This is a genomic window from Pyxidicoccus sp. MSG2, from assembly GCF_026626705.1.
Taxonomy (GTDB): Bacteria; Myxococcota; Myxococcia; order Myxococcales; family Myxococcaceae; genus Myxococcus.
On sequence record NZ_JAPNKC010000001.1, the window covers coordinates 5,824,584 to 5,846,536 of the forward strand.

Below are 21,953 nucleotides of genomic sequence, written 5' to 3' on the forward strand. Positions count from 1 at the left end.
GGCTACAGGTCCAGCACCAGCCGCTTGGAGCGGGCGCGAGACACGCAGACGAGCATGCGCTTGTCGCCCGCGGGCTCCTGCTGGAAGAACGTGTCGCGGTGCTCGGGCTGGCCGTCGCAGACGCGGGTGAGGCACGTGCCGCACGAGCCGGCCTCGCAGTCACTCTCCACGCGCACCCCGTTGCGGCGCAGCACGTTGAGCACGGACTGCCCGGCGGGCACGTGGAGCACCTGGCCGGTGCTGCGGATGGACACCTCGAAGTCGGAGTCCACCTGGCCGGTGGCGGCGCCGGTGCCCTCGGCGGTGAAGGACTCGAAGTGCACCTTCTCCCAGGGCCAGCGGTGGTGCGTGGCGGCGTCGCGCACGGCCTTCATCAGGCCCGTGGGGCCGCAGCAGTACAGGCGCGCCCCCGGCCCGCGAGTGGCCAGCAGCGCCTTCACGTCCAGGCCCTTCGAAGGGTCTCCACCGTCGAAGTAGAAGCGCACGCGGTCCGCGAAGGGCGCGGTGGAGAGCAGCTCGCGGAAGGCGGTGCGCTCGGGCGTGCGACAGCAGTAGTGCAGCGTGTAGTTCGCCCCGGTGCGCTCGAGCATCCGCACCATGGCCAGCATCGGGGTGATGCCGATGCCGCCCGCCACCAGCACGTAGCTGCGTGCGAAGAGCAGGGGGAAGTTGTTGTTGGGCGCGCCCACTTCGAGCACGTCGCCCACGTGGACGCGCTCGTGCATGGCGCGCGAGCCACCGCGCCCCCTGCCATCCAGGTGCACGGCGATGACGTAGCGGTGCGTCTCGTCCGGGTCATTGCAGAGCGAGTACGAGCGCACGAAGTCGCCCGGCCCTGGCACGCTGACCTGAAGGTGGGCACCGGCCTCGAATCCGGGCAGCGCGCCTCCGTCCTCGGAGACCAGCTCGTACGACAGGATGTCCTCTGCCTCGCGAGTGATGCTCGCGACCCGCACCCGCAGGGTGTCATTCGCCACGGTGTCTCCCCTTCCCCTTGCTCGCCGCCGGCGGGACGCCGCCACCCGGTCAGGGCGCCCCGGACATTGGTCAGCGGCCGTCCGAGCGGTGATTGCACCAGGGTACAGGGTGTTCGTCCGCTTCAAGGCGCTGCAACTCCTTGAGGGCCCGTGAAATGGGCTGAAGACCCCGCTGCTCGTGGAGCCCGGCGCGGAGCGCGGCACGCCTGCGTGACACCCGCGCCTCCCGGAGGGGCACGCGGGGCCGGTCTTGGAGGAGGGTGGATCGGAAGGGTGCCGCCCGGCCGCCTGCCGGGCATGCGGAGCAGCGGGCCATCCCCGAGCCACCCCGGCATGCGGGAGGCGCCATCCCCACCATCCTGGGCGTGCCGCGCTGCGCCAGGAGTCCTGCGCTCGGCGGGGGGATGCGCGGCCTCACGACTTCAAGGAGGTTTCCATGGATGCCATCGCGTTGCTGAAGGCGGACCACAAGACGGTGGAGCAGCTCTTCCGGAAGTACGAGAAGGCGGGCCCCAATGCCCACAAGCTGAAGCGGAAGCTGGTGGACCAGCTGGTGCACGAGCTGTCCGTGCATGCCGCCATCGAGGAGCAGGTCTTCTACCCGGCGGTGCGCGCGCGCGCGGAGGAGCTGGGGAGCGACGTGCTGAACGCGCTGGAGCAGCACCACGTGGTGAAGCTGGTGCTCGCGGAGCTGGACGCGATGCCGCCCGAGGCGGAGCGCTTCGACGCGAAGGTGCACGTGCTGATGGAGAGCGTGCGCGCGCACGTGGTGGAGGAGGAGAGCGAGCTCTTCCCGGCCGTGAAGAAGGCCTTCCGACCGCAGGAGCTGCGGACGATGGGGGACGTGCTGGAGATGGCGAAGAGGGCGGCGCCCACGCGGCCGCACCCGCTGGCGCCGGACACGCCGCCGGCCAACCTGGTGGCGGGCGCGGTGTCGGCGGTGATGGACATCGGCCGGGACGCGCTGCGGGCCGCGCGCCGCAAGGCGACCACGAAGGTGCGCTCGGTGGCCGGGCTCGGTCCGAGCCCGAAGCAGGAGCCTCGCCCGGCGTACGAGGCGGGCGGCGACGCGGCGAGCCCGTGAGCGGGAGCCGGGCGGATTGCTGAGACGCGCGCCATGGGCCGGCGGTTCCGGCGCGTGGCCGCACGCATGGGGCAGGCATGTGGAAGGGGGCACCGTGGCGGAGTGAATGCCGCGCGGTGTCCTGCCGTCCCATGGGGTGAGGACGTCGCATCACGACCCCCACGCCCGAGGAAGCGCCATGCCTGCTGCCCGACCTGTCCGTTCCCTGTTCCTCACCGCGTTGCTGCTCACCAGCCTGGTGGCCTCCGCGCAGCCCGAGCCCGTGTCCCAGCCGCGCCCGCCGGTGGACACCGCCGTGCGGACGATTCGAGTGGAGGGCACGGGCGAGGTGAAGGCGCAGCCGGACGAGGCCTTCATCGACCTGGCGGTGGAGACGGTGGCGCCGAACGCGAAGGCGGCGGGCGAGCAGAACGCGAAGCGGATGGAGAAGGTGATTGCGGCGCTGACGTCCGCGGGGATTGCGCGGCGGGAAATCCAGACGCGCAACTACTCGGTGTACCCGGAGTACGCGCCGCCCGCGCCCAACGAGCAGGAGCCGAAGCTGAAGGGCTACCGCGTGAGCAACGTGGTCAGCGTGCACGTGACGGAGCTGTCGCGGGTGGGAAGCCTGCTGGACCAGGCGCTCGCGGCGGGAGCGAACCGGGTGGACCAGGTGCGCTTCGGGCTGAGCCGTGAGGACGCGGTGCAGGGCGAGGCGCTGCGTCAGGCCGTGGCGCGGGCGCGCAGGTCCGCCGAGGTGCTGGCGGCGGCGCTGAACGTGAAGCTGGGCGCGGTGCTGGACGCGAGCACGGTGACGGAGCCCCCCAGGCTGTACCCGGCACGGCTGGCGATGGCGGAGATGGCGGATGCCCGCGCGACGACGACGCCCATCCAGCCGGAGGAGCAGACGGTGCAGGCGAAGGTGACGCTCATCTACGTCATCGAGTCCGCGAAGTAGTCGCGCTCACCGGGCGGGCGGCACGGTGCTCCACTGCCTGCCTGACCTCCCTGGGGGCCGGGAGGGATGGAGCACCTGGGTTCTCGGCCGCCTGGACCGTTCGCATCTTGCTGCGGAGGGGAGGGAAGCCGGGCCCGCGCGGGCCCGGGCCCTCGGACTTCTTGCACGGGCAGGAGGGCAGGGGACGATGACCGGCAGACGCGGCTGGATGTTCGTGGCGCTCGTGGTGGGCAGTCTGTCGCTGGGGTGCCGGAACGAGGCCGAGGGGCCGGCAGGTCCTTCGGCGGGCGAGAGAGAAGGACGCTCCGACGTCCTGCGGGGGCTCATGGCTTCGAAGGAACGGGCACCGGAGCCGGAGGACCTGAAGGGTCCCTCCGAGCTGGCGCCCCAGCCCGTCCCGCCCGAGCCCCAGCCGGAGCAGGGACAGGGAGGCTCGGGCCGTCCCGAGTCCGTGAAGAGTGTGCAGGGCCAGGTGGCGTGGGTCGGAGACGACGAGCTCCTCATCCGCGACGCGGATGGCAGGGAGCACGACTTCGAGGTGAGCCCGGACACGCGGCTCGTGATGGGGAAGGACGTCGTGCCGCTGCGCTCGATGCGCAAGGACGACACGGTCCGCGTGAGCTACGACGAGGGCCCCGGCGGTCAGGTGGCGCGCCAGGTGGAGGTGCTGCCAGCGCCGGACACGCGTCCTGGCCAGGGCCGCACGCCGCGGGGCGAAGAGGCCGCGCCGCTGCGCTGAGCGCCGTGTCTGCGCGCGGGGTGTCGCGTCAGAACGCGCCGCCGTCCGCGCGCCGGCCCGCGGAGGAGCCGAGTCCCGGGTTGAGCGTGGTGTGTGAAACCCAGCCCGCGTCGGGCACGGCGTCCGGCATCCGGTTGATGGACACGTTGTCGATGGTGCTGCCGTAGCCCACCATGTCCACGATGCCGCCGTCGGGAGCGCGGAGGCTGGGGACATCGCCATCGTTGTTGAGGCCGAGCTGTCCGGTGGACGCGGCCAGCGTGTTGGGGGTGCCGGGCTCGAACCCGCGGGGGCCGCCGTACACGACGAAGGCGCGGCCCGGCGCGAGCGACGTCCCCGAGGGGAAGACGTGCCGCACGACGGCCGAGTCCCACAGGCTCCAGCCGGACAGGTCCGCGTTCGAGGCGCCGGAGTTGAGGACCTCGATGAACTCGAAGTGGGGGTCGCCCACGCCGCCATCACCGGCGGGCTCGTTGGCGAGGACCTCGTTGATGAAGAGCATGGGCGTGGACGGGGTCCCCGAGTCGCCTTCGCCGCCCAGGTCGTACTGGCTGACGACGGGGTAGTGGTCGCTGACGGTGTTGCCGTAGTTGGGAATCCAGCTGTCGGGGCGCAGCACGCGGACGGTGCCGGACAGGTAGTCCACGGCCATCTCGTTGGTGGCGAGCGTGTGGTCGATGGCCTCGCGGTACGAGACGGTGGTGCGCTCCCCGGCGAGCGACAGCGGCCGGGTGATGAAGGTGTAGTGGGACGTGTCGAGCACGAAGGGCTCGAAGGGGCTGGCGAGGTACAGGCCGTCATTGCCGCGGGTGATGGAGCGGTCGACGTCATCGTTCCAGTCGCCGACGACGAGCACCCGGTCTGAGGGCATGGCGGTGTCGAGGTAGCTCTTGAGCGCGGTGCCGGCGCGCTGCCGCTGCCCGTAGGAGACCTCGTCATCGAACGCCTTCATGTGGAGGACGATGACGATGAGGGGCACGTCCGTGGCGCCGACGCGCAGGGTGAAGTCCACGCGAAGAGGCGGGCGGCCACCGAAGTCGGCGGCCTGCGTCGTGAGGATGAGCTGGGCGCTGCGCCAGGTGAGGGTGCTGTCGTAGAGGATGCCGGGCTTCTGCTCACCGGCGCTGTACCAGGACGAGCCGCCAGGGACGAAGGACACGTCGTTGGCGAGGAAGCCGCTGTACCCGGGAAGCTGGGCCTTGAGGGTGGCGAAGTCCGTGGTGTCCACCATCTCCACGAGTCCCCACACGTTGACGCCCGCGTCGCGCATGACGTCGCGCGCGTAGGCAATCTGCAGGTCGTCGGGAGTGCCACCGTCGGAGGTGGAGTTCGGAGGCCCCTGGTTGGGGGCGCCGAACCACTCGAGGTTCCACTGGCCCACGGTGAGCGGAGCGCTCGCGCCGCGCACGTTGAGCGACAGCGCGCGGGAGTTACCGTTGCCTTCGGCGTCCTGCACGGAGACGGTGAAGCTCGCGGGGCCGCCTGCCGTGGGAGTGCCGGAGATGACTCCCGAGGACGACAGCGAGAGTCCCGCGGGCAGCGAGCCGGTGTGGCTCCAGGACAGCGGGGCGCGGCCATTGGAGGCGGTGAGCGTGGCGCTGTAGGGCTGGCCCCGGACGGCATCGGGGAGCGAGGCCGTCGTCACGAGCGGCGGGACATAGACAGGCAGCGTGAGGGTGCGCAGCGCGACGCGGCCGTTGGCATCCGCGACGCGCGCGGTGAACGACGTGGTGCCGCTGGCGGGTGTGCCGCTGATGCTCCCCGTGCCGGACAGGGTGAGTCCCGTCGGCAGCGAGCCCGAGGAGATGCTCCAGCTGAGCGGGGCCTTGCCGCCGGAGGCGAGCAGCGAGGCGGAGTAGGACACACCGCCCCGGCCCTCGGGGAGCGAGCTGGTGGTGACAGTGGGGAGCAGGAAGGTGGTGAGCGCGAAGGCGCGCGACGCGGTGCGGCCATTGGCGTCCGAGATGCCGACCTGTCCGGAGGTGGTGCTCGGGGTGAGGGGCGTGCCGGCCAGCTCGCCGACGCTGGTGAGGACGAGCCAGCCAGGCAGGGGGCTCGGGGTGAAGAAGGTGTACGGCGGCTTCCCCTCGCTGGCGAAGTACACGGCGCTGAAGGGCTCGGAGACATAACCGTCGAGCTGGAGGGGCGGGCCCGAGAGGGTGGGCAGCCGGTACAGGGTGAGCGCGAGCGCGCGGGTGGCGGTGCGCCCGCCGCTGTCGGTGACGCGGACGGTGAGGGAGAAGACTCCGTTGCTTCCGCTGGGGGTACCGGAGATGGCGCCGCTGCTCTGTGTGAGGGTGAGGCCCTGGGGCAGGGCGCCCGAGTCGATGGACCAGGTGTGTGGTGCGCGTCCCCCGGTGGCGGTGAGGCTGGCGGTGTACGTGCCGCCCACGTACCCGTCGGGGAGCGAGCTGGTGGTGACGGTGGGCGGAGCGTAGACGGTGAGGGACAGCGCACGGCTGTCGGTGCGACCGCCGTCGTCGGTGACGCGAACGGTGAAGGACGAAGCCCCCGCGGCGGAGGGCGTCCCGCTCAGCGTGCCGTCGGACGCGAGCGACAGGCCCGAGGGCAGGGAGCCGGAAGCGAGGGACCAGGTGAGCGGGGCCCGGCCACCCGAGGCGGCGAGGCGGGTGGAGTACGCCTTGCCCGGGTCGCCATCCGGAAGCGTGGTGGTGGTGATGGAGGGGAGCGCGAGGACGGTGAGGGACACGGCGCGCGGGGCGGCGCGGCCGTTGGCGTCACGAGCGCTGACGTCGAAGTTGAAGACACCTGCCTGGGCGGGCCTGCCATGGAGGAGCCCCTCTTCCGCGAGCGCGAGCCCGGAAGGGAGCACGCCCGAGGCGGTGAACAGGTACGGAGCCTTGCCGCCGGAAGCGGAGAACGGCAGCGCGACGCTGTCACCGACATAGGCGCTCTGGGCGGGCACGGCGGCGAGCGAGGGGGGCGGGTACGTGGTGAGAGACACCGCGCGCGTATCGGTGGCGCTCAGCGAGTCGGTGACGCGGACGGTGAAGGAGACGGTGCCGGCGGTGGAAGCGGTGCCCTCGAGGGTGCCCGAGCCAGAGAGGGAAAGGCCTGAGGGCAGCGAGCCCTGGGTGAGGGCCCAGGTGTACGGAGGCTGACCGCCGGCAGCGGAGAGGCCATGTCCGTAGGGGGCATCGGTGTACGCGTCGGTCAGGGTGGTGGGGGTGACGGTGAGGCCGCCGCGAACGGTGAGCTGGAAGGAGGCGGACGCGGCGCGGTCGTTGAGGTCCTGGACCTCGACGGTGAAGGACGCGGTGGTCGCAGCGGTGGGGGTGCCGAGCACGGAGCCGCCCTCCAGCCGGAGCCCTTCCGGCAGCGAGCCCGAGGCGATGCGGAAGGAGAGCGGGGCCTTGCCTCCGCTGGCGTTCAGGGAAGCGGAGTAGGGAGCGCCGATGACGGCGAGGTCGAGCGTAGCGCTGGAGATGGACGGGGGCGCGAAGACGGAAAGCGTGAAGTCTCGCTGGGCGGAGAGGCCGGAGGAGTCCTGGACGCTGAGGGTGACGGCGAAGGTACCGGAGCCCACGGGAGCGCCAGCGAAGCGGCCATTCGCGCCCAGGCGCAGGCCCGAGGGCAGCGAGCCGCTAGCGAGGACCCAGATGTACGGGGCCGTGCCGCCGGAGGCGGAGAGCAGCGTCGTGTACTCACTGCCGAGGTACGCATCCGGGAGCGAGGAGGTGGCGACCTCGAAGCCGGAGCCGAGGACGTCAATGCCAAGCGTCCCGCGAGCGGACCGGCCGGAGGAGTCGCGGACCTCGACGGTGAAGGAAGTGGAGCCCTGTGCGGAGGGGGTGCCGGCGATTTCGCCCGAGCTGGAGAGGGACAGGCCCGCGGGCAGGGCGCCCTGGACGAGCTGCCACGAGTACGCGGGCGAGCCGCCGGAGGCGGCGAGGGTGACGCGGTAGGGCTGGGAGACGGTAGCAGCCGGGAGCGCTTCGGTGGTGAGCGTGAGGGACGAATCGCCCCCGTCATTGGCGTCCGAACCCGCGTCCGTGAGGGGAACGAGCGGGTTGACGGGCGAAGAGCCCGGGCACGCGGTGAGGAGGAGGGCGATCAGCAGCGACAGGGCGCGGGGAAACCGCATGGAAACTCCGGCCCGGCACGGCAGGGCCCACGGAAGAAAAGGGCGTCACTGTACTGTGTTGGACGAATGGGGGGCCAGGGTCGCCGCCTACCCATCTGAAGAGTTGAGCCTATCCGTGCTTCGCTTCCACTGTCGAGCGCACGAAATGCATCGGGCGACCCCTGGCTGGCAGGAGTCGCCCGTGCAGTTCCTCTCAATGTGCGCTGCGGCTCAATGCCGCATCACCTTTACGGCACGGTGATGCTGTTGACCGCGCCCGCAGTAATCGTGGTGGTGAACCGGAAGTCATCCACGTTGCTGCCTGTGTCGGTCGACGTCGCGTCGCGGCTCAGCGAGCCCGCCACCGAACCACTGTCCTCAAGAGTCGTCGTGTCCCCGGTCCCCTCCCGGAGGTCGAACTTGGTCGCCGTGCCGGTGATGGTGGCCTGCGTAATGTTACCTTCGTAGGAGAGCGAATCGACCAACTTATCCGTGCTTCCGTCGTAGATGGACACGGCATCCGGAGGGCCGTTCTGGATGTAATCCGTGGTGCCCTTCTGCAACGTCTTCACCCCGGGGCGTCCGGCAAGGGGACCGACAACGTTGGCGGAGCCGACGACGAGGTACTCGCCGGGCTCGAGCGTCGTGCCAGCCTCGGACAGGGCGATCTTCTGGTAGCTCGTGCTGTTGGCGCCATTGACGAGCACGAGGAAGAGGTTGGCGAGCGGGATGGAGGTCGTGGACCGGTTGTAGAGCTCCACGAACTCGTTCGCGTCACCGGCACCGGGCATGTCGTAGTCCACCTCGTTGATGACGATGGGCGCGGGTGGGGGGGGAGGCGTATACCCGGAGAAGTTGGCGGTGTTCCCAGTGCTGCCCACGGGCTTGCCAAGCAGGTCCGTCACTTCTCCAGAGACCGTCGCGGTATACGCGGTACCGCTGGTCTGGTCAGACGTGGTGAGCACCACCGTGTAGCCGTTCGTCGTAGCACCCGAGACGGTCAGCGAGTTGTTGATGGTGAAGTCCGTGGCCTGCGCGGATGCAGCGGCGATCTTCCTGTCGAACGTCAGCTGGGCCGAGGTGGCGCTCAGCGCTCGTGCCGAAACGAGCTTGGGGGCAGGGCAGTTCGACAGCTGGATGTCGGACGCGGTGAAGGCCGAAGGCTGGGTCACCGCGTTGAACCGCCACACCGGTCCCACCTGCACCGAGAAGGAGCAGGTCGAGGCAATGTCGAGCTCAGTGGCCAGGGTCGCAGGCACGCGGAGCCGGATATTGGCGACTTGCTGAGTCTCGCCTTCGGTGGTGATGGGGTAGGCCGTGAAGCCGCCACCGCTACCCGTACCTGCATCGGCGATGGTGCCGCTGAACGCAACGAGCCGGCTCTCGTAGTTGTCCGCCGTATCCAGGTCGGAAGCAGCGGAGACGTTGGACTTGAGGCCGGCGGGAGTCGCACCGGACAGGTTCTGGACCGGGTGGCCCCTGCTGATGACCGTCAGGTTGGTCACAGTGAGCGCGATACGCATGCCCGTGGTGATAACGCCAGCGTCGCCGGAGGCTGCGGAGTTGCTACGCTCCGTGACCGTGAAGCTCACCCGGTCGCCAACAGCGACCTGGCCGAGCGCCGCCGCGTCAGAGACGAACATCGCGGGGCCCGCCGCCTCGGCCTGGACGAAGAAGCCCGGCTTGTCAGTGGCGCCACTGCCCGTAACCGCGGGCTTGATGTAGGTGACGAATGCGCCCGTGATGGGCAGGTCGACGGTCCCGAACGCGGCCGACAGGAAGGCCGTGATCTGCGCGCTCGTCTCCGCCGGAGTCGTGGTGACGGTCGAGTTCTCGCAGGTGCCCGACGCATTGCACACCTGGGTCAGGGTGCAGTTCGCGTTGGTGAGGCACTGCACGCAAGCCGTCCGGTTGTTGCAGAGGGGCCGGTTCGCGTCCACGGAGGCGCAGTTGGCGTCCGTGATGCACACCTCGCACACGCCGCGGCCGTTGTTGGCAGTGGTGTCGCAGAAGTCGCGGTTGCTATCCGGCGTGTCCGTGCACTGCGTATCCGAGGAGCAGCCGCAGAAGTTGCTGTTGCACGAAGGCTTGCTCGCATCGCACCGGGCATGGCTGCCGGCGGTGCACTCGACGCAGGTGGTCGGCTGCGTGTCCGTGCGGCAGACCGGGGTCTCCGTGGCACACGAAGTGTCATCAGCGCAGCCCTCGCAGGCCGTGCCCGCCGCGTTGCAGGTCTGGGTGCCCTGGCAACCGACCGTGGTGCCATCGGTCGTTACACAGACCTTGCACTCACCGGCGCCACTGGCCGCAGTGGTGTCGCAGATGTTGGTGGGTGAGTTGCAACCCTGGTCCGCCGTGTTGCCCTGGGCCGAGTCGAGGCACACCTTGCACGCGCCCGCGCCGCTGGCCGCAGTGGTGTCGCAGATAGGAGCCGCAGCAGCGCAGCCCGTGTCCTGGGCACCAGCCTGAGCCGAGTCGAGGCACGCCACGCACTTGTCGTTCGCCGTGTCGCAGACAGGAGTCGCGGCGGTGCAGCCTTGGTCCTGACCCGCGCCCTGGGCCGTGTCGGTGCACGCCTTCACGCCCGCGTCGGTGCCGGCATCCGTGCCCGCATCAGTCCCCGCGTCGGTGCCGGCATCCGTGCCCGCATCAGTCCCCGCGTCGGTGCCGGCATCCGTGCCCGCGTCAGTCCCCGCGTCCACGGGAGGCGGCTGGGTGATGTCACGCTGCGAGCACGTGCCGTCGCTGCAGGTCCATTCCCTGCCCGGGTCCGGCTGCCCGTTGTCGTTACGACAGTCGAACGCGTCGGTGCACTCGTCTCCACAGCCCGTTCCCACCGTCACCAGCACGGCGGTCAAAAGAGCCGGAAGCCAATTCCGTCTCAGCATGCGTTCCCCTCCCAGGGATACAGGTCTTCGCCCCCCTTACACCCGAACCCGGAGAGGGTCCATTGCTCGCCCCCCGAGTCACGGGCATTTCACTCGGGGATCGCTTGAATTGTCAGGTGTTCAAGGACTGGCGCGCGGAACCTTCGCCGCCGGTCCCGCGTAGAGGTCGATGACCTCAGTGATTGCGCTCTGACACACCGCGCAGAACGGCACCCTGTCTCGGGTGAACATCACGCAGTCGAGCTGGGGTCGGAAATACCCCCTCGGCTCGTACATGGCGCCTTCGAAGGCACCCACGCGCCCGGAGAACTTCTGGGAGGACAAGAACTTCTCCTCCCAGTCCCGCTGGGCCACGAAGAGGGCGTCCATCTCCGTCTCCGGCTTGCGCTGGGCGCGAATCTGGCGCCGCTGCTTCTGCACGGTGTTGGAGTGGCTCTCATAGCCCTCCTTGTTCCAGGGCGTGGGGAGCGGCGTGCCCGGCGCCATCAGGTGCTTCCACTTCAGTTGCTCCGGGTCATGGAGCGCGGTGACGTTCTTCTCCCAGGGCTCCAGCCGCTCCTCGGTGGGGGCGTAGACGGACTCGGAGGTGTAGTACTCGTCCGCCAGGCCAGCGAAGTGGTGGCCGAACTCGTGGACGAAGACGTACGGCGCCCACAGGCTGTCGGCGGCGACGGTGCCGTAGAGGCCGAAGATGCCTCCGCCGCCGTAGGTGTTGCCGTTGGCCAGGATTTCCACGAACTCGTAGGGCGCGAAGGCGGCGGCCTCCCGGAACGCCTTGTTGTCGAACGTGAGGACGTAACGCTCGCTGCCGAAGGCGTCATACGTGGTGCCCACGGGCGAGCGCCGGTGGATGCCGGTGGACGGCCGGGAGATGCCGGACTGCGCGGCGGCGGGCATCAGTCCCCAGACGTTGAAGTCTCCCTTGCGCTCCTTGAAGGGAGAGAAGGTGAAGAGGATGTCCGCCATGCGGCGGGCGTCCTTCTCGAACTTGGGGCGCTCGGCTTCGGTGTAGCCGTCGCCGAGGATGAGCAGGTCCACCTTCTGTTCCGGCGGCCCGTTCTCCACCAACTTCAGCAGCGGACCGGGTGCCGGCGGTGAGGACGGGTCCACGAACATGCCCTTCGGGTCAACGACGAGCGACCACACCTCTCGGAAGGCGTTCTGCGCGTCGCGCTTCTTGAGGAGCACCTGGACGGGGCCTTCCGGCGCGGGGAAGCGCAGCGACTCGTGGAAGGTGCGGTGCAGGCTCTTCGCTTCGGTCGTGATTTCCCATTCGCCGTAGATGGAGGCGAAGCCGCGTGAGAACAGGAGGCGGTTGGTGGCCCTGTCGCGCACTTCGAAGAGGTACTTGCCGAGGTTCGTCTCGTCGATGGCGCGCGCCGGGTGCCCGGGCCAGGGCAGCGGCTCGATGACCATCTTGTCGAGGCTGAAGCGCTCCTCGGTGGCGTTGCCGGTGTGGAAGTAGTCGACGCGGAAGGTGCGAGGGGCCGCGGCGGAGGCGCTCGTGGCCAACAGCAGGAACAGGAGGGCACGCATCATGCGCGCACTCTACGCCTCCATCGGGGCACACGCTGTCCTTCAGTGAGCTGGCCCTGCCCATGGCGGTGTCTTGGCGCAATGACCAGGACACGCCATGACGGCAGCCTCAGAACGAGCCAGACAGTGTGGCGGACGCGCCATCTCCGTCCATGGAGACGCCCACGGACACAGGAGGAGGCGTAGCCGAGGACGGTGACAGCAGGAAAAGGACGGCGCCGGTAGCCACCGCGGCTCCTCCTCCGACGAGCAGCCCGGTCAGGACATTGCCCTTCTGGGCCAGCGAGTCGCGGAGCACCAGAGACTCCTTGTCGGTCGAGAGGATGCGGCCGTTGTCGAGCCGCTTCTCCAGCGCATCCAGGTCCTTCTGCGCGAGGAGCCGCACCACGCCCGCGCCGCCCAGCGCCGCCGCCCCCACTCCAAGCGCCACATAGGACGCCGTGCGCAGACCTGAGGTGGAGTGAGGCACCGCCGTGTCCTCCACACCTTCCGAGAGGCGACTGGGTGCGCTGAGGTCCATTCCTCCCTGCGAGCCGCCCGACTTGTCCACGCTTCCAGCCTGCTCCCACGGAGCCTTGCCGTTGGAGTTCATCACCACGAGATTGGAAGGGGAGCGGCCAGTGGTGACGAAGTCCACCAGGGCGGAGAGGGCCTCTGCCGGAGCGTCGAGGCCCTGCGTCTTGAATCCGCCCTCGCGCAACTTCTGGCCACCCTCGACGTTGAGCACGGTGGCGGCGAACCATTTCGGCCCGCTGCTCGGGCGCTCCAGGCGGACGACGATGACCTCCTCCACGCCGAGCGTGCCGCCCAACCGGACGGAATGGCTGAGCGTCCGCTCGTCATTGCCGTCTCGGGACGCGAGGCACGGAAAGGGACTGGCGGAGACGGAGCCCTCGTAGGCCACGTCGATGAGCAGCGGCATGTCCGTGCCCTGCACCTGGACCTGGCGCGGGAAACTGGTGGTGGTGCCCTTCACCAGGGTGATGTCGTAGGTGCCGGCAGCCACCTCCAGCGTCACGGGCGTCTGGCCGACCTTGAGTCCGTCCAGGTACACGTCCGAGGCGGGCTGCGTGGACTTCACGGACAGCTTCACCTTGCGCGCTTTGGCGAGCTCACGCCGGAGTTTGTCGAAGCCCTGGCGGACGGAGGGCGCGAACTGGTCCGGGTCGAGCTCGTAGTCGGGCTGGAGTCGGAGGACGTTGCGGAACGCGGTGTCGCTCTCCTTCGGCTTACCCAGGGCGCGGTAGTTCAGGCCGTGGAGGAGCTGGGCATCCACATAGAGCTTCCAGCGCGGCTCGCCCACGGGGAGGCGGGTGATCTGCTGGAGGGCTTCGTCGAGGGCCTGGGCGGCCTTGGCGTTTCGGCCCTCGTAGAAGTGGTCCTGGGCGGCTTCGAGCTGCCGCTGCAGGTCCTCGAAGCTCTTGGACGACTGGGGGAAGAGTCGCTCGCCGAACTCGGTGGCCGTCAGCACGTCCTGTTCGGGACGAGAGGCGAGTGTGTCCAGGAAGGCCTTGGTCTGGCCGCCCAACTCCGCGTCGGTGCAGTCGCCGCTGGCTACCACCATGCGGCGCGGTGCTGCATACGTCGAAAGAGGGAGGGCCGCGATGAGAATGGCAATTACACGGAGTGCTTGCATCGAACCAACCTTGGGATGCGGTTGAGATGGTCTGGACGTGCAGTGGAGTTCCATTGAGATGGCGAACGCCTCTTGCATGATTGAGTCTGTCTGTTACCGGTTGAGCCGACGCGCCCGTAGACGGGTTTCATCTCCGGCGGAGTGAAACCAGGTCAGGATGAGGTCTCCTGACTGGGTGAGTTGCAGCGACTCGGAAGTCACGTAGCTATCGGCCTCGGAGTTGGACGCGTCATCCAGGAGCTGCCAGCTTGTGCCAGCCCAGCGTTGCACGTGAATCCGGCCGTTTGCCCAGGTGAGGAATGGAGTGCCGGTTGAATCGGCCTGGAGTGAATGGCTTGACCAGGGGTTTATGGGGCGAAACGGAGGTTGGGCACCCAGAAGTAGCCAATCCTCTCCACTCCAGTGCTCTGTAGCGAGGGCGTAGTTCTCTTCCCCTATCCAGGAGTTCCAAGCGATTGTCGGCAACCCGCTACCATTGAATGTCATCGAAATGCTGGCGATTTGGAGATCGGTACCGTGTTCTTCGTTGCCGCTAGCAAGCCGCGTCCATGTCCCATTGACGTACTGACTGGCGAATATCTTGTTGTAGTCGTCTCGGGTTTCGAACCATGCAACAGTGGCGTTCCCGAAGGGGGAGAATTTCAGTGCCGGATTGGTGTGGTAGACGGGATTGATCAGGATATCAATGCATGGGCCGATCGGCGCCCATTCGAAAGTTCGCCATTCGCTCGTGCACAGTTTGCCCGTAGTACCAGCGCTATCCTCTGCGCTCCATGCGATGCTGGGGTTGCCACGAGGGCTTGTCTGCAGATCGAAGAAATGTCTCCTGGGAAAGCCATCGGTAGAACTCAACCCACTCCCGAAGTTCACCCATTGATTGTCGACCCATTTCTTGATCGAGATTTCAACGGCGCTCGCGTTGCCCACCTGACTCCAGGCGATAATGGGAGTGTCACTGCCATCCAGTATTAGGTCCTTGGAAGGGATTTCCCAGTCATTCTTGGCTGATGCCAGACTTGGGCCAAGCGGCTTCCATTCGCCAGATTCGAATCTCTTGGCAAGAATAGAGAAGCTGTTGCTGTTCGTGATTCGCCAGATTGCTGTCAGGTTGCCTGTGTCATCGTATGCGTATTTTTCGACCCAGCCGGATTGATTGCCGACAATGGCATTGTCCGCACTTCCCCACGGAACCCAGTAGGGGACCAGCCACGTCCATCCCTCGGCAAGCTTCACGCTGTTGCCTGCACGATCCGTCGCCTGGGGTAGAAACTCGAGCGTGACGGGATTCGAAGGCACATACCCCTCCCCCGGCACCACCGTCACCGTCCGCCCATCCGCCGACACTGCCACCGTCCGGGCCACCTCCACCCCACCCACGCTCAACCGCACGGACTCACTCGTCAGCGTGCCTACCTTCACCGGCTCGGAGAACACGGCCTGAATCGGGCTCTTCACCCAGACATCTTGAGCCCCCGGTTCCGGAGTCCGCGACACCACCTGCGGCGGCGTCCGGTCCACCACCACCTCCCGCGCCTCGCTGGCGAACGTCACCTCCCCGAACACCGCCCGCGCCACCAACTGGTGCGACCCCTCCGCCACCCCCGCCGTGTCCCACGCGTACACGTACGGCGCCGCCACCTCCGCCAGCACCTCGCCGTCCTTCAGCAGCTCGACGCGCTCGGGCGTATGCCCCGTCACCTCCAGCCTGACCTCCAACACCCCATTCGTGTAGGCCAGCCCCTCCGGCGAGGTGATGCGCACCTCCGCCTTCGCGGGTTCGATATCCGGCACGCTGATGCACGCCGTTGAAGACAGGACGACGACAGCCACCCAGGGCAGCAAGAAGAAAGGTCTTGGGGAGTTCATGGCTCGGAGCCGGTGCAGGGAGCGTTCCGTCCGCTACCCGACAGTCGAGCGCACATACCAAGCCTCCCCGCCTTCCTCCAAACCACCCCCACTCCCCAGAAACCCAAGTCATTTCCGACCCTTGCCCGCCCCCATCCCCTGTCCATCCGGACTGAAACCCCACGGGAGTACGGACGGCCCCCGTCCCGTCCGTGGACCCCCGTCCGCTCCGCCGCCTGCCCCCCAAACGAGCTTGCGATGGCCGGGTGCGTCGCAACGTCCCATCCCCATCTTCGCGAAGGGGTTGGGGCCATGGGGGGCAGGGGCTCGGCCCGGCAAGGAGACCGTGGCTTATGAAGCGTGCTTGGAAGGACCGGGTCATCGTCATCACCGGCGCATCCAGTGGAATCGGCCGCGCCACCGCGCTCGCCCTGGCGAAGAAGGGCGCTCACGTCGTCCTCGCCGCCCGCCGCGAAGAGCCACTGGATGACCTGGCCCGCGAGTGCGAGTCCCGCGGCGTCCGCGCCCTCGTCGTCCCCACGGACGTCTCGGACCCCGCCGCCGTGCGGCACCTCGCCGACGAGACACTCAGTGCCTTCGGCCACTTCGACGCGTGGATCAACAACGCGGGCGTCTACCTCATGGGCAGCCTGGAAGAGACGCCCGACGACGCCTTCCGCCAGCTCATGGAGACCAACTTCTTCGGCACCGTCACCGGCACCCGCGTCGCCGTGACGCAGTTCCGTCACCAGGGCTACGGCACCCTCGTCAACGTCTCCTCCACCTTCGGCACCGTCGCCGCGCCGTACGTCAGCGCCTACGTCGCCTCCAAGCACGCCGTGCGGGGCTTCTCCTCCTCCGTCCGCCAGGAATTGCTCAACACCGGCATTGACGTGTGCACCGTGCTCCCCGCCGCCGTCGACACGCCGCTGTGGCAGCACACCGCCAACTACACCGGCTGGCGCATCCGCCCCGTGGAGCCCGTCTACACGCCGGAGCGCGTCGCCCGCGCCATCCTCCGCGTCCTGCGCAGCCCCCGGCACGAAATCAGGGTCGGCCCCGCCGCCCGCAGCTTCGCCGCCATGCACGGCCTCATGCCGGCCACCTTCGAGCGCACCATGCGCGGCGTCACCGAGTCCCAGCACTTCGAGAAGGTGCGCCAGGGACACACCTCCGGCAGCCTCTTCCGGCCCATGGCCGAGGGCACCGGCACCTCCGGCGGCTACCACTCGGCCGGCAAGCAGTGGCTGCGCCGGCTGCTGTGGGCCGGAGGACTGGCGGTAGCGGCCGCCTCCTTCCGCAGGGGAGGGGCAGGACGAAGACTCGGAGTGCGTGTGGCCCACGCGCTGGCCAGCTGAGGGTCATCTTTGCGTCACGAGCCGCCCCGGGTTGCGGCGCTGTGACCGGGCCATGACACAGCCTGGGGAGAGTCCGCCCGCCATGACCGACATCGCCGTCCTCGTGAACCTGCGCGCCCGCCGCGGCACCGAAGGAGTAGGAGGGCTCGTGGAGCGCTTCCTCCCCCGGGCGCGCGTGGCGCTCACCCGCTCTCTCGAGGAGGCGCGGAGCTGGATTTCGGACACGCTCCGGCCCAACCCTCCCAGGCTGCTGCTCGCGGGCGGAGGGGACGGCACGATTACCGGGCTCCTCAATGAATTGCGCATGGCGGGCGTGGCGCTGCCGGCCATCGGCGTGCTGCCGCTGGGCACCGGCAATGCCTGGGCCCGCGTCACCGGCGCGCCCCGGCCCGCGGTGGCGCTGAAGCAGATTGCCGCGGTGGGCGAGCGCCTGCCGCCCCTGCGTCCCTTCTCCCTGGTGCGCGTGGAGGGCAAGGTCGCCCCCTTCGCTGGCACCGGCTGGGACGCGGAGATGATTCAGGACTTCAAGAACCAGCTCGCCATGGCCGGGCCGCTGCACAGCACCCAGGCGGGCCTGCGCGGCTACCTCGGGGCCATGTTCACCCGCACGGTGCCCCGGCACGTCTTCGGCGACGGCAACCCGCAGGTGTCCGTCTACAACATGGGTGACACCGCGCTCACCCTGGACGCGCGGGGCGCGGTGCAGCCGGTGGCCCATGGGGACAAGGGCGCGCTGCTGTACCAGGGGCCCGCGGGCGTCGCCGGCGCGGCCACCACGCCCGAGTGGGGCTTCGGCTTCAAGGCCTTCCCCTTCGCGCAGGCCGTGCCGCACCGGCTGTCCGTGCGCGTCTACGGCGCCACCGTGCTGGAGGCCACGCGCAACATGTTCAAGCTGTGGCGCGGCGAGCACCCCCTGCCTCGCATGCACGACTGGTTCGTCCAGCGCGTGCGCATGGACTTCGACCGCGAGGTGCCCTTCCAGATGGGCGGCGACGTCATCGGCATGCGCCGCTCGCTGGAGTTCGACCTGGCGGAAGAGAGCGTCCAGCTCGTCGACTGGCGCCAGCTGTCGCGCATGGTGCGGGTGTAGTCGCGGGCCCGGCTTGACCGGGGTGTGCGCTGGACACTATGGGTGCATCCAGTCCAGCGCCCGCGAACGGATGGAGCCGTGAGTCACACCTACGAGTATCCCAGGCCCGCCTTGACGGTGGACTGCGTCGTCTTCGGCCAGGATGAAGACGACCTGAAGGTGTTGCTCATCCGGCGGGGCGTGGAGCCCTACGCGGGGCGCTGGGCGCTGCCCGGCGGCTTCGTGCGCATGGAGGAGTCCCTGGACGCCGCCGCGCGCCGCGAGCTGGAGGAAGAGGCCGGCATCCGCCCGGGGCACATGGAGCAGCTCTACACCTTCGGCGACCCGGGGAGGGACCCGCGCGGGCGCGTCGTCACGGTGGCGTACTTCGCGCTGGTGAAGCTCAGCGACCACACGCTGCACGCGGCCACGGACGCGCGAGAGGCGGCGTGGTTCTCCGTGTGGGACGCGCCGAAGCTGGCGTTCGACCACGCGGACGTCCTCGCCACCGCGCTGCAGCGGCTCAAGGGCAAGGTCCGCTACCAGCCCATCGGCTTCGAGCTGCTGCCGCCCAAGTTCACCCTGACGCAGCTCCAGCGGCTGTACGAAGTCATCCTGGAGCGGCAGCTCGACAAGCGGAACTTCCGCAAGAAGATTCTCGCCATGGACCTGCTGGAGGAATTGGACGAGGTGGAGCAGGACGTCTCCCACCGCGCCGCGCGCCTCTACCGGTTCGACCACAAGAAGTACAAACAGCTGGAGAAGGCGGGCTTCAACTTCGAGCTGTGAGGCTTTGAAGCGGGGCCCGAAGGCTCATCCCTGCTCATTCACGAGCACCCACGCATCCTCGGCGGGGACGTGGGTTTCGTGCGAGGGCGCGGGCTCGCCGGGTTTGATGTCGAGGGGATGTTTCTCCCAGACAGTCATGGTGAAGCCGGGCAGCCGCACGCGCCGCGCGGGCCCGTGAAGGGGGAGCTCCACTTCGTCCGCACCCTCGGCCATGCGCTCCGCGGCCTCGATGCCGGCCTGGGTGACGTCGTCCTCGAGGAGGTTCTGCGAGCCCTTGTGGGAGTGGGCGAGCAGTAGCGCTGCCTCCGTCACCACGCCGCCGCTGAGCGCGCGGAGCACGCGGTCCGCCCAGCGGGCGCGCCAGAGGTCGGACCAGGCCTCTTGTGACAGCCAGCCCGGCGCTCCCGGGTCCTCGTCCTGGCGCACCGCGTCCCGCCAGTTGACCCAGGAGTGGGACGGGGTGGCGCCACCCTCGCGGTGGACCCAGAGCGTGTCCGAGTGTCGCGTGTAGCCGGCCAGCCAATACGCCTGCCCATGGCTTTCGAGGAAGTGGCGCGTCTGCGCATCCAGGGACGTCAGCCTGGCGAGCTGGTCGAGCGCCAGCGCCTTGAGCTCACGCGTGTCGGGCGCGAACTCGGCGTCCAGCTCCGCCATTTCCCAGAGATAGACTTCGAACTCGGCGCGCTCTTCCTCGGGGAGCCGGAGGTCGGCCTGTTTGCGCAGCTCGGGCGGAAGCTCGCGCGCGTCGACCAGGGACACGTCGCTCTTCCACTCCGCCAACGGATGCGCCTCGGGAAAGCCCGCGTCGGGGCCAAGGAGCACGTGCACCCTCTTCCCGAAGGACAGGCTGCTGGGGGAGCGCACGCCGATGACTCCCGGCACGGCCAGGCGGTTTTCAGCAAGACGAAAGGGACGGATGGCGGGCTCCTGTCGAGGTGCTCCCGTCATTCTATCCGAGCGTCCGCGCGAAGGACCGTGCCGACGGCGGAATCAGCGCAGGTCTCTCGTGAGTACCCAGGTATCCTCGGCGGGCACCCGGGCTTCGTGCTGGCTCGCGGGCTTGTCGAGGGGATGGACCTCGCTGACGGTCATCGTGAAGGCGGGCAGCCGCACCCGCCGTGCCGGCCCGTGGAGGGGAATCAGCACCTCGTCCGCTCCCGCGGCCATCCGTGCCGCCACCTCGACACCCTGTCGGGCGAGGTCGTCCTCCAGCAGCTCGCTGCCGTCTCCGCGCTGGCGCGCGAACAGGAGCCCCGTTTCCGTCACCGCGCCGCCGCTCAGTGCCCGCAGCACCCGGTCCGCCCAGCGCACGCGCCGGAGCTCGTAGTACTGCTCGAGTCGCAGCCAGCTCGGCGGCACATCGTCCGCCGTGTCCACGCGGGTTTCATACCACCGGTTGGTCCACGCCTTGATGGGGGTGGGCCCGCCCATGCGGTGCACCCACAGCGAGTCGGAGTGTCGCGTGAAGCCGGCCAACCAGTATTCATACCCGTGGGCCTCGAGGACGCGGCGTGCCTGTTCTTCCAGGGGCGTGAGCCGCGCTCGCTGCTGGAGGGCCAACTCCGCGAGCTTCCGGTCCTCGTAGTCGAAGGTCAGCTCCAGCTCCATCATCTCCCGACGGGAGGCTTCGAGCTCCGCGATTTCCACGTCGGGCAGCTCGAGGCCGGCCTCCTTCCGCAGCTCGGGTGGGAGCGCGCGCACATCGACCAGGGCCACTTCGCTCTTCCACTCATCCAGCGGCTGGTATTCGGGGAACCCCGCGTCGGGTCCGGTGAGCACGTGCACCTGGTGGCCGAAGGACAGGCCACCCGGGGAGCGCACGCCGATGACTCCGGGCACGGCCAGGCGGTTTTCAGCGAGACGAACGGGGCGCATGGCGGGCTCCTCGCGGTGACATTTCGTCATCCTACGCGACAGCGTCTCCACGCCTGACCTGTGCACAAGCCCACTTGGACCGTGCCCTCCGGTGCGAACGGCCCCGATTGATTTGACAAGGTGTCAAACGGACACTATGTTGGTGTCGTAGAAACACGAACCTGGAAACGAGGCACCGCCCGCCGCGCCACGAGAGGAGAGGCGCGCTCGCGGCGCCCGCTTCCAGGGGCGTGTGGAGGCCGCCGTCCGTGGGGAGTCCACGGACGAGGTGCGCCGCCCTATGCGTCGTCCCGCTGTCCGTGCCCGAAGAGGGCCACGGGAGAGTCATGTCCGCGCTGCCCTTCGACATCGCCGCCGCTTCGGTGCAGGGCCGGGAGCACGCTCGGGCGGGGCGCAACAACCAGGATGCGCTGTGCATCCGCGCCAGTGAGCACGGGCTGGTGGCGGTCGTGGCGGACGGGTGCGGCAGCCAGCCGTGCAGCGAATTGGGCGCGCAGCTCGGCGTGCGGCGGTTGGTGCAGGCGGCGCAGCAGCGGCTCGCGGAGGGCGAGCGCGTGGACGCGGCCTCCTTCCTGCCGGGCCTGCGCGAGGACCTGCTGTGCCTCCTGGGCGAGCTACGGGGCGAGTTGGGCCGCGAGGCACTGGCGGACTTCCTCTTCACCGTGGTGGGCGCGGTGGTGACGCCCGCGAAGACGCTCATCTTCTCCGCGGGGGACGGGGTGTGGGCGCTCAACGGGGAGGTGCATCCGCTCGGGCCCTTTCCAGGGAATGCGCCGCCGTACCTCGCCTATGCGCTGATGCGCGCCGACGACGTGCCGCTGTCCACGCAGGCGCTGATTCCCACCGAGGACGTGCACGCGCTGCTCCTCGGCACGGATGGGGTGGTGGACCTGGAGCGGCTCGCCTCGGCGCGAATCCCCGAGAAGGACGAGCTGGTGGGTCCGCTGTCCCGGCTCTGGACGGAGGACCGGTACTTCGCCAACCCGGATGCGCTGCGGCGCCGGCTGGCGTTGCTCAACCGCGAGTCCGTGCGTGCCGACTTCGACGCCCGTCGCGTGGTGCGCACGCCGGGGCTGCTGCCGGACGACACGACGCTCGTGGTGCTGCGTCGCCGCATCATGGGGAGGGCGTGACGC

Annotated in this window: 15 protein-coding genes; 7 read left to right on the forward strand and 8 right to left on the reverse strand. The window is 69.1% G+C overall.

The window, feature by feature from the left end:
* Positions 1-2: 2 nt before the first annotated feature.
* The gene (locus OV427_RS22750; protein ID WP_267858245.1) at positions 3-977 is read right to left on the reverse strand and encodes a PDR/VanB family oxidoreductase; all 975 of its coding nucleotides are present in this window, start codon (positions 975-977) and stop codon (positions 3-5) included.
* A 436-nt stretch (positions 978-1,413) separates the two neighbouring features.
* Between OV427_RS22750 and OV427_RS22755 the strand changes: the two genes are divergently transcribed.
* The 3 genes from OV427_RS22755 (at position 1,414) to OV427_RS22765 (ending at position 3,737) form a co-directional block, all read left to right on the forward strand.
* Positions 1,414-2,061 (forward strand): hemerythrin domain-containing protein, encoded by a 648-nt coding sequence (locus tag OV427_RS22755; protein WP_267858246.1) that lies wholly within the window; start codon positions 1,414-1,416, stop codon positions 2,059-2,061.
* 178 nt (positions 2,062-2,239) lie between these two features.
* Positions 2,240-2,998 (forward strand): SIMPL domain-containing protein, encoded by a 759-nt coding sequence (locus tag OV427_RS22760; RefSeq protein WP_267858247.1) that lies wholly within the window; start codon positions 2,240-2,242, stop codon positions 2,996-2,998.
* A 187-nt stretch (positions 2,999-3,185) separates the two neighbouring features.
* Positions 3,186-3,737 carry a hypothetical protein gene (locus OV427_RS22765; RefSeq protein WP_267858248.1) on the forward strand — a complete coding sequence of 184 codons (552 nt, stop codon included), beginning with the start codon at positions 3,186-3,188 and terminating at the stop codon, positions 3,735-3,737.
* 28 nt (positions 3,738-3,765) lie between these two features.
* On the opposite strand, the gene OV427_RS22770 is transcribed toward OV427_RS22765, so the two are convergent.
* From OV427_RS22770 to OV427_RS22790, 5 genes are all read right to left on the reverse strand, one after another.
* The gene (locus tag OV427_RS22770) at positions 3,766-7,842 is read right to left on the reverse strand and encodes a putative Ig domain-containing protein (RefSeq protein WP_267858249.1); all 4,077 of its coding nucleotides are present in this window, start codon (positions 7,840-7,842) and stop codon (positions 3,766-3,768) included.
* A gap of 227 nt (positions 7,843-8,069) precedes the next feature.
* A complete protein-coding gene (locus OV427_RS22775) occupies positions 8,070-10,709 on the reverse strand; it encodes a lamin tail domain-containing protein (protein WP_267858250.1) in 2,640 nt (879 codons plus the stop codon).
* 120 nt (positions 10,710-10,829) lie between these two features.
* Positions 10,830-12,248, reverse strand: coding sequence for an IgA Peptidase M64 (locus OV427_RS22780; protein ID WP_267858251.1), 1,419 nt, complete (start codon positions 12,246-12,248; stop codon positions 10,830-10,832).
* Positions 12,249-12,354: 106 nt separating this feature from the next.
* Complete coding sequence (locus OV427_RS22785) at positions 12,355-13,809, reverse strand: PEGA domain-containing protein (RefSeq protein ID WP_267858252.1); 1,455 nt, start codon at positions 13,807-13,809, stop codon at positions 12,355-12,357.
* A 165-nt stretch (positions 13,810-13,974) separates the two neighbouring features.
* Positions 13,975-15,711, reverse strand: coding sequence for an Ig-like domain-containing protein (locus OV427_RS22790; protein ID WP_267858253.1), 1,737 nt, complete (start codon positions 15,709-15,711; stop codon positions 13,975-13,977).
* Between the two features lie 368 nt (positions 15,712-16,079).
* On the opposite strand from OV427_RS22790, the gene OV427_RS22795 reads away from it, so the two are divergent.
* The 3 genes from OV427_RS22795 (at position 16,080) to OV427_RS22805 (ending at position 18,942) form a co-directional block, all read left to right on the forward strand.
* Complete coding sequence (locus tag OV427_RS22795; RefSeq protein ID WP_267858254.1) at positions 16,080-17,084, forward strand: SDR family NAD(P)-dependent oxidoreductase; 1,005 nt, start codon at positions 16,080-16,082, stop codon at positions 17,082-17,084.
* Between the two features lie 82 nt (positions 17,085-17,166).
* Positions 17,167-18,174 (forward strand): diacylglycerol/lipid kinase family protein, encoded by a 1,008-nt coding sequence (locus tag OV427_RS22800; protein ID WP_267858255.1) that lies wholly within the window; start codon positions 17,167-17,169, stop codon positions 18,172-18,174.
* 78 nt (positions 18,175-18,252) lie between these two features.
* Positions 18,253-18,942, forward strand: a complete 690-nt coding sequence (locus tag OV427_RS22805) for an NUDIX hydrolase (protein ID WP_267858256.1) — start codon at positions 18,253-18,255, stop codon at positions 18,940-18,942.
* Positions 18,943-18,966: 24 nt separating this feature from the next.
* Here OV427_RS22805 and OV427_RS22810 read toward each other — a convergent pair whose 3' ends face one another.
* Together OV427_RS22810 and OV427_RS22815 are read right to left on the reverse strand one after the other, a co-directional pair.
* Positions 18,967-19,806 (reverse strand): hypothetical protein, encoded by an 840-nt coding sequence (locus OV427_RS22810; RefSeq protein WP_267858257.1) that lies wholly within the window; start codon positions 19,804-19,806, stop codon positions 18,967-18,969.
* 126 nt (positions 19,807-19,932) lie between these two features.
* Positions 19,933-20,817, reverse strand: coding sequence for a hypothetical protein (locus OV427_RS22815; protein WP_267858258.1), 885 nt, complete (start codon positions 20,815-20,817; stop codon positions 19,933-19,935).
* Positions 20,818-21,143: 326 nt separating this feature from the next.
* Here OV427_RS22815 and OV427_RS22820 point away from each other — a divergent pair, with 326 nt between their 5' ends.
* Positions 21,144-21,950, forward strand: coding sequence for a protein phosphatase 2C domain-containing protein (locus OV427_RS22820; RefSeq protein WP_267858259.1), 807 nt, complete (start codon positions 21,144-21,146; stop codon positions 21,948-21,950).
* Positions 21,951-21,953: the final 3 nt, after the last annotated feature.

Excerpts from the sequence above, each read along its gene's own strand:
- OV427_RS22755 (WP_267858246.1), top strand. The coding sequence starts at position 1,414 with ATGGATGCCATCGCGTTGCTGAAGGCGGACCACAAGACGGTGGAGCAG.
- OV427_RS22760 (WP_267858247.1), top strand. The coding sequence starts at position 2,240 with ATGCCTGCTGCCCGACCTGTCCGTTCCCTGTTCCTCACCGCGTTGCTG.
- OV427_RS22765 (WP_267858248.1), top strand. The coding sequence starts at position 3,186 with ATGACCGGCAGACGCGGCTGGATGTTCGTGGCGCTCGTGGTGGGCAGT.
- OV427_RS22770 (WP_267858249.1), bottom strand. The coding sequence starts at position 7,842 with ATGCGGTTTCCCCGCGCCCTGTCGCTGCTGATCGCCCTCCTCCTCACC.
- OV427_RS22775 (WP_267858250.1), bottom strand. The coding sequence starts at position 10,709 with ATGCTGAGACGGAATTGGCTTCCGGCTCTTTTGACCGCCGTGCTGGTG.
- OV427_RS22780 (WP_267858251.1), bottom strand. The coding sequence starts at position 12,248 with ATGATGCGTGCCCTCCTGTTCCTGCTGTTGGCCACGAGCGCCTCCGCC.
- OV427_RS22785 (WP_267858252.1), bottom strand. The coding sequence starts at position 13,809 with ATGGTGGTAGCCAGCGGCGACTGCACCGACGCGGAGTTGGGCGGCCAG.
- OV427_RS22795 (WP_267858254.1), top strand. The coding sequence starts at position 16,080 with ATGAAGCGTGCTTGGAAGGACCGGGTCATCGTCATCACCGGCGCATCC.
- OV427_RS22800 (WP_267858255.1), top strand. The coding sequence starts at position 17,167 with ATGACCGACATCGCCGTCCTCGTGAACCTGCGCGCCCGCCGCGGCACC.
- OV427_RS22815 (WP_267858258.1), bottom strand. The coding sequence starts at position 20,817 with ATGCGCCCCGTTCGTCTCGCTGAAAACCGCCTGGCCGTGCCCGGAGTC.
- OV427_RS22820 (WP_267858259.1), top strand. The coding sequence starts at position 21,144 with ATGTCCGCGCTGCCCTTCGACATCGCCGCCGCTTCGGTGCAGGGCCGG.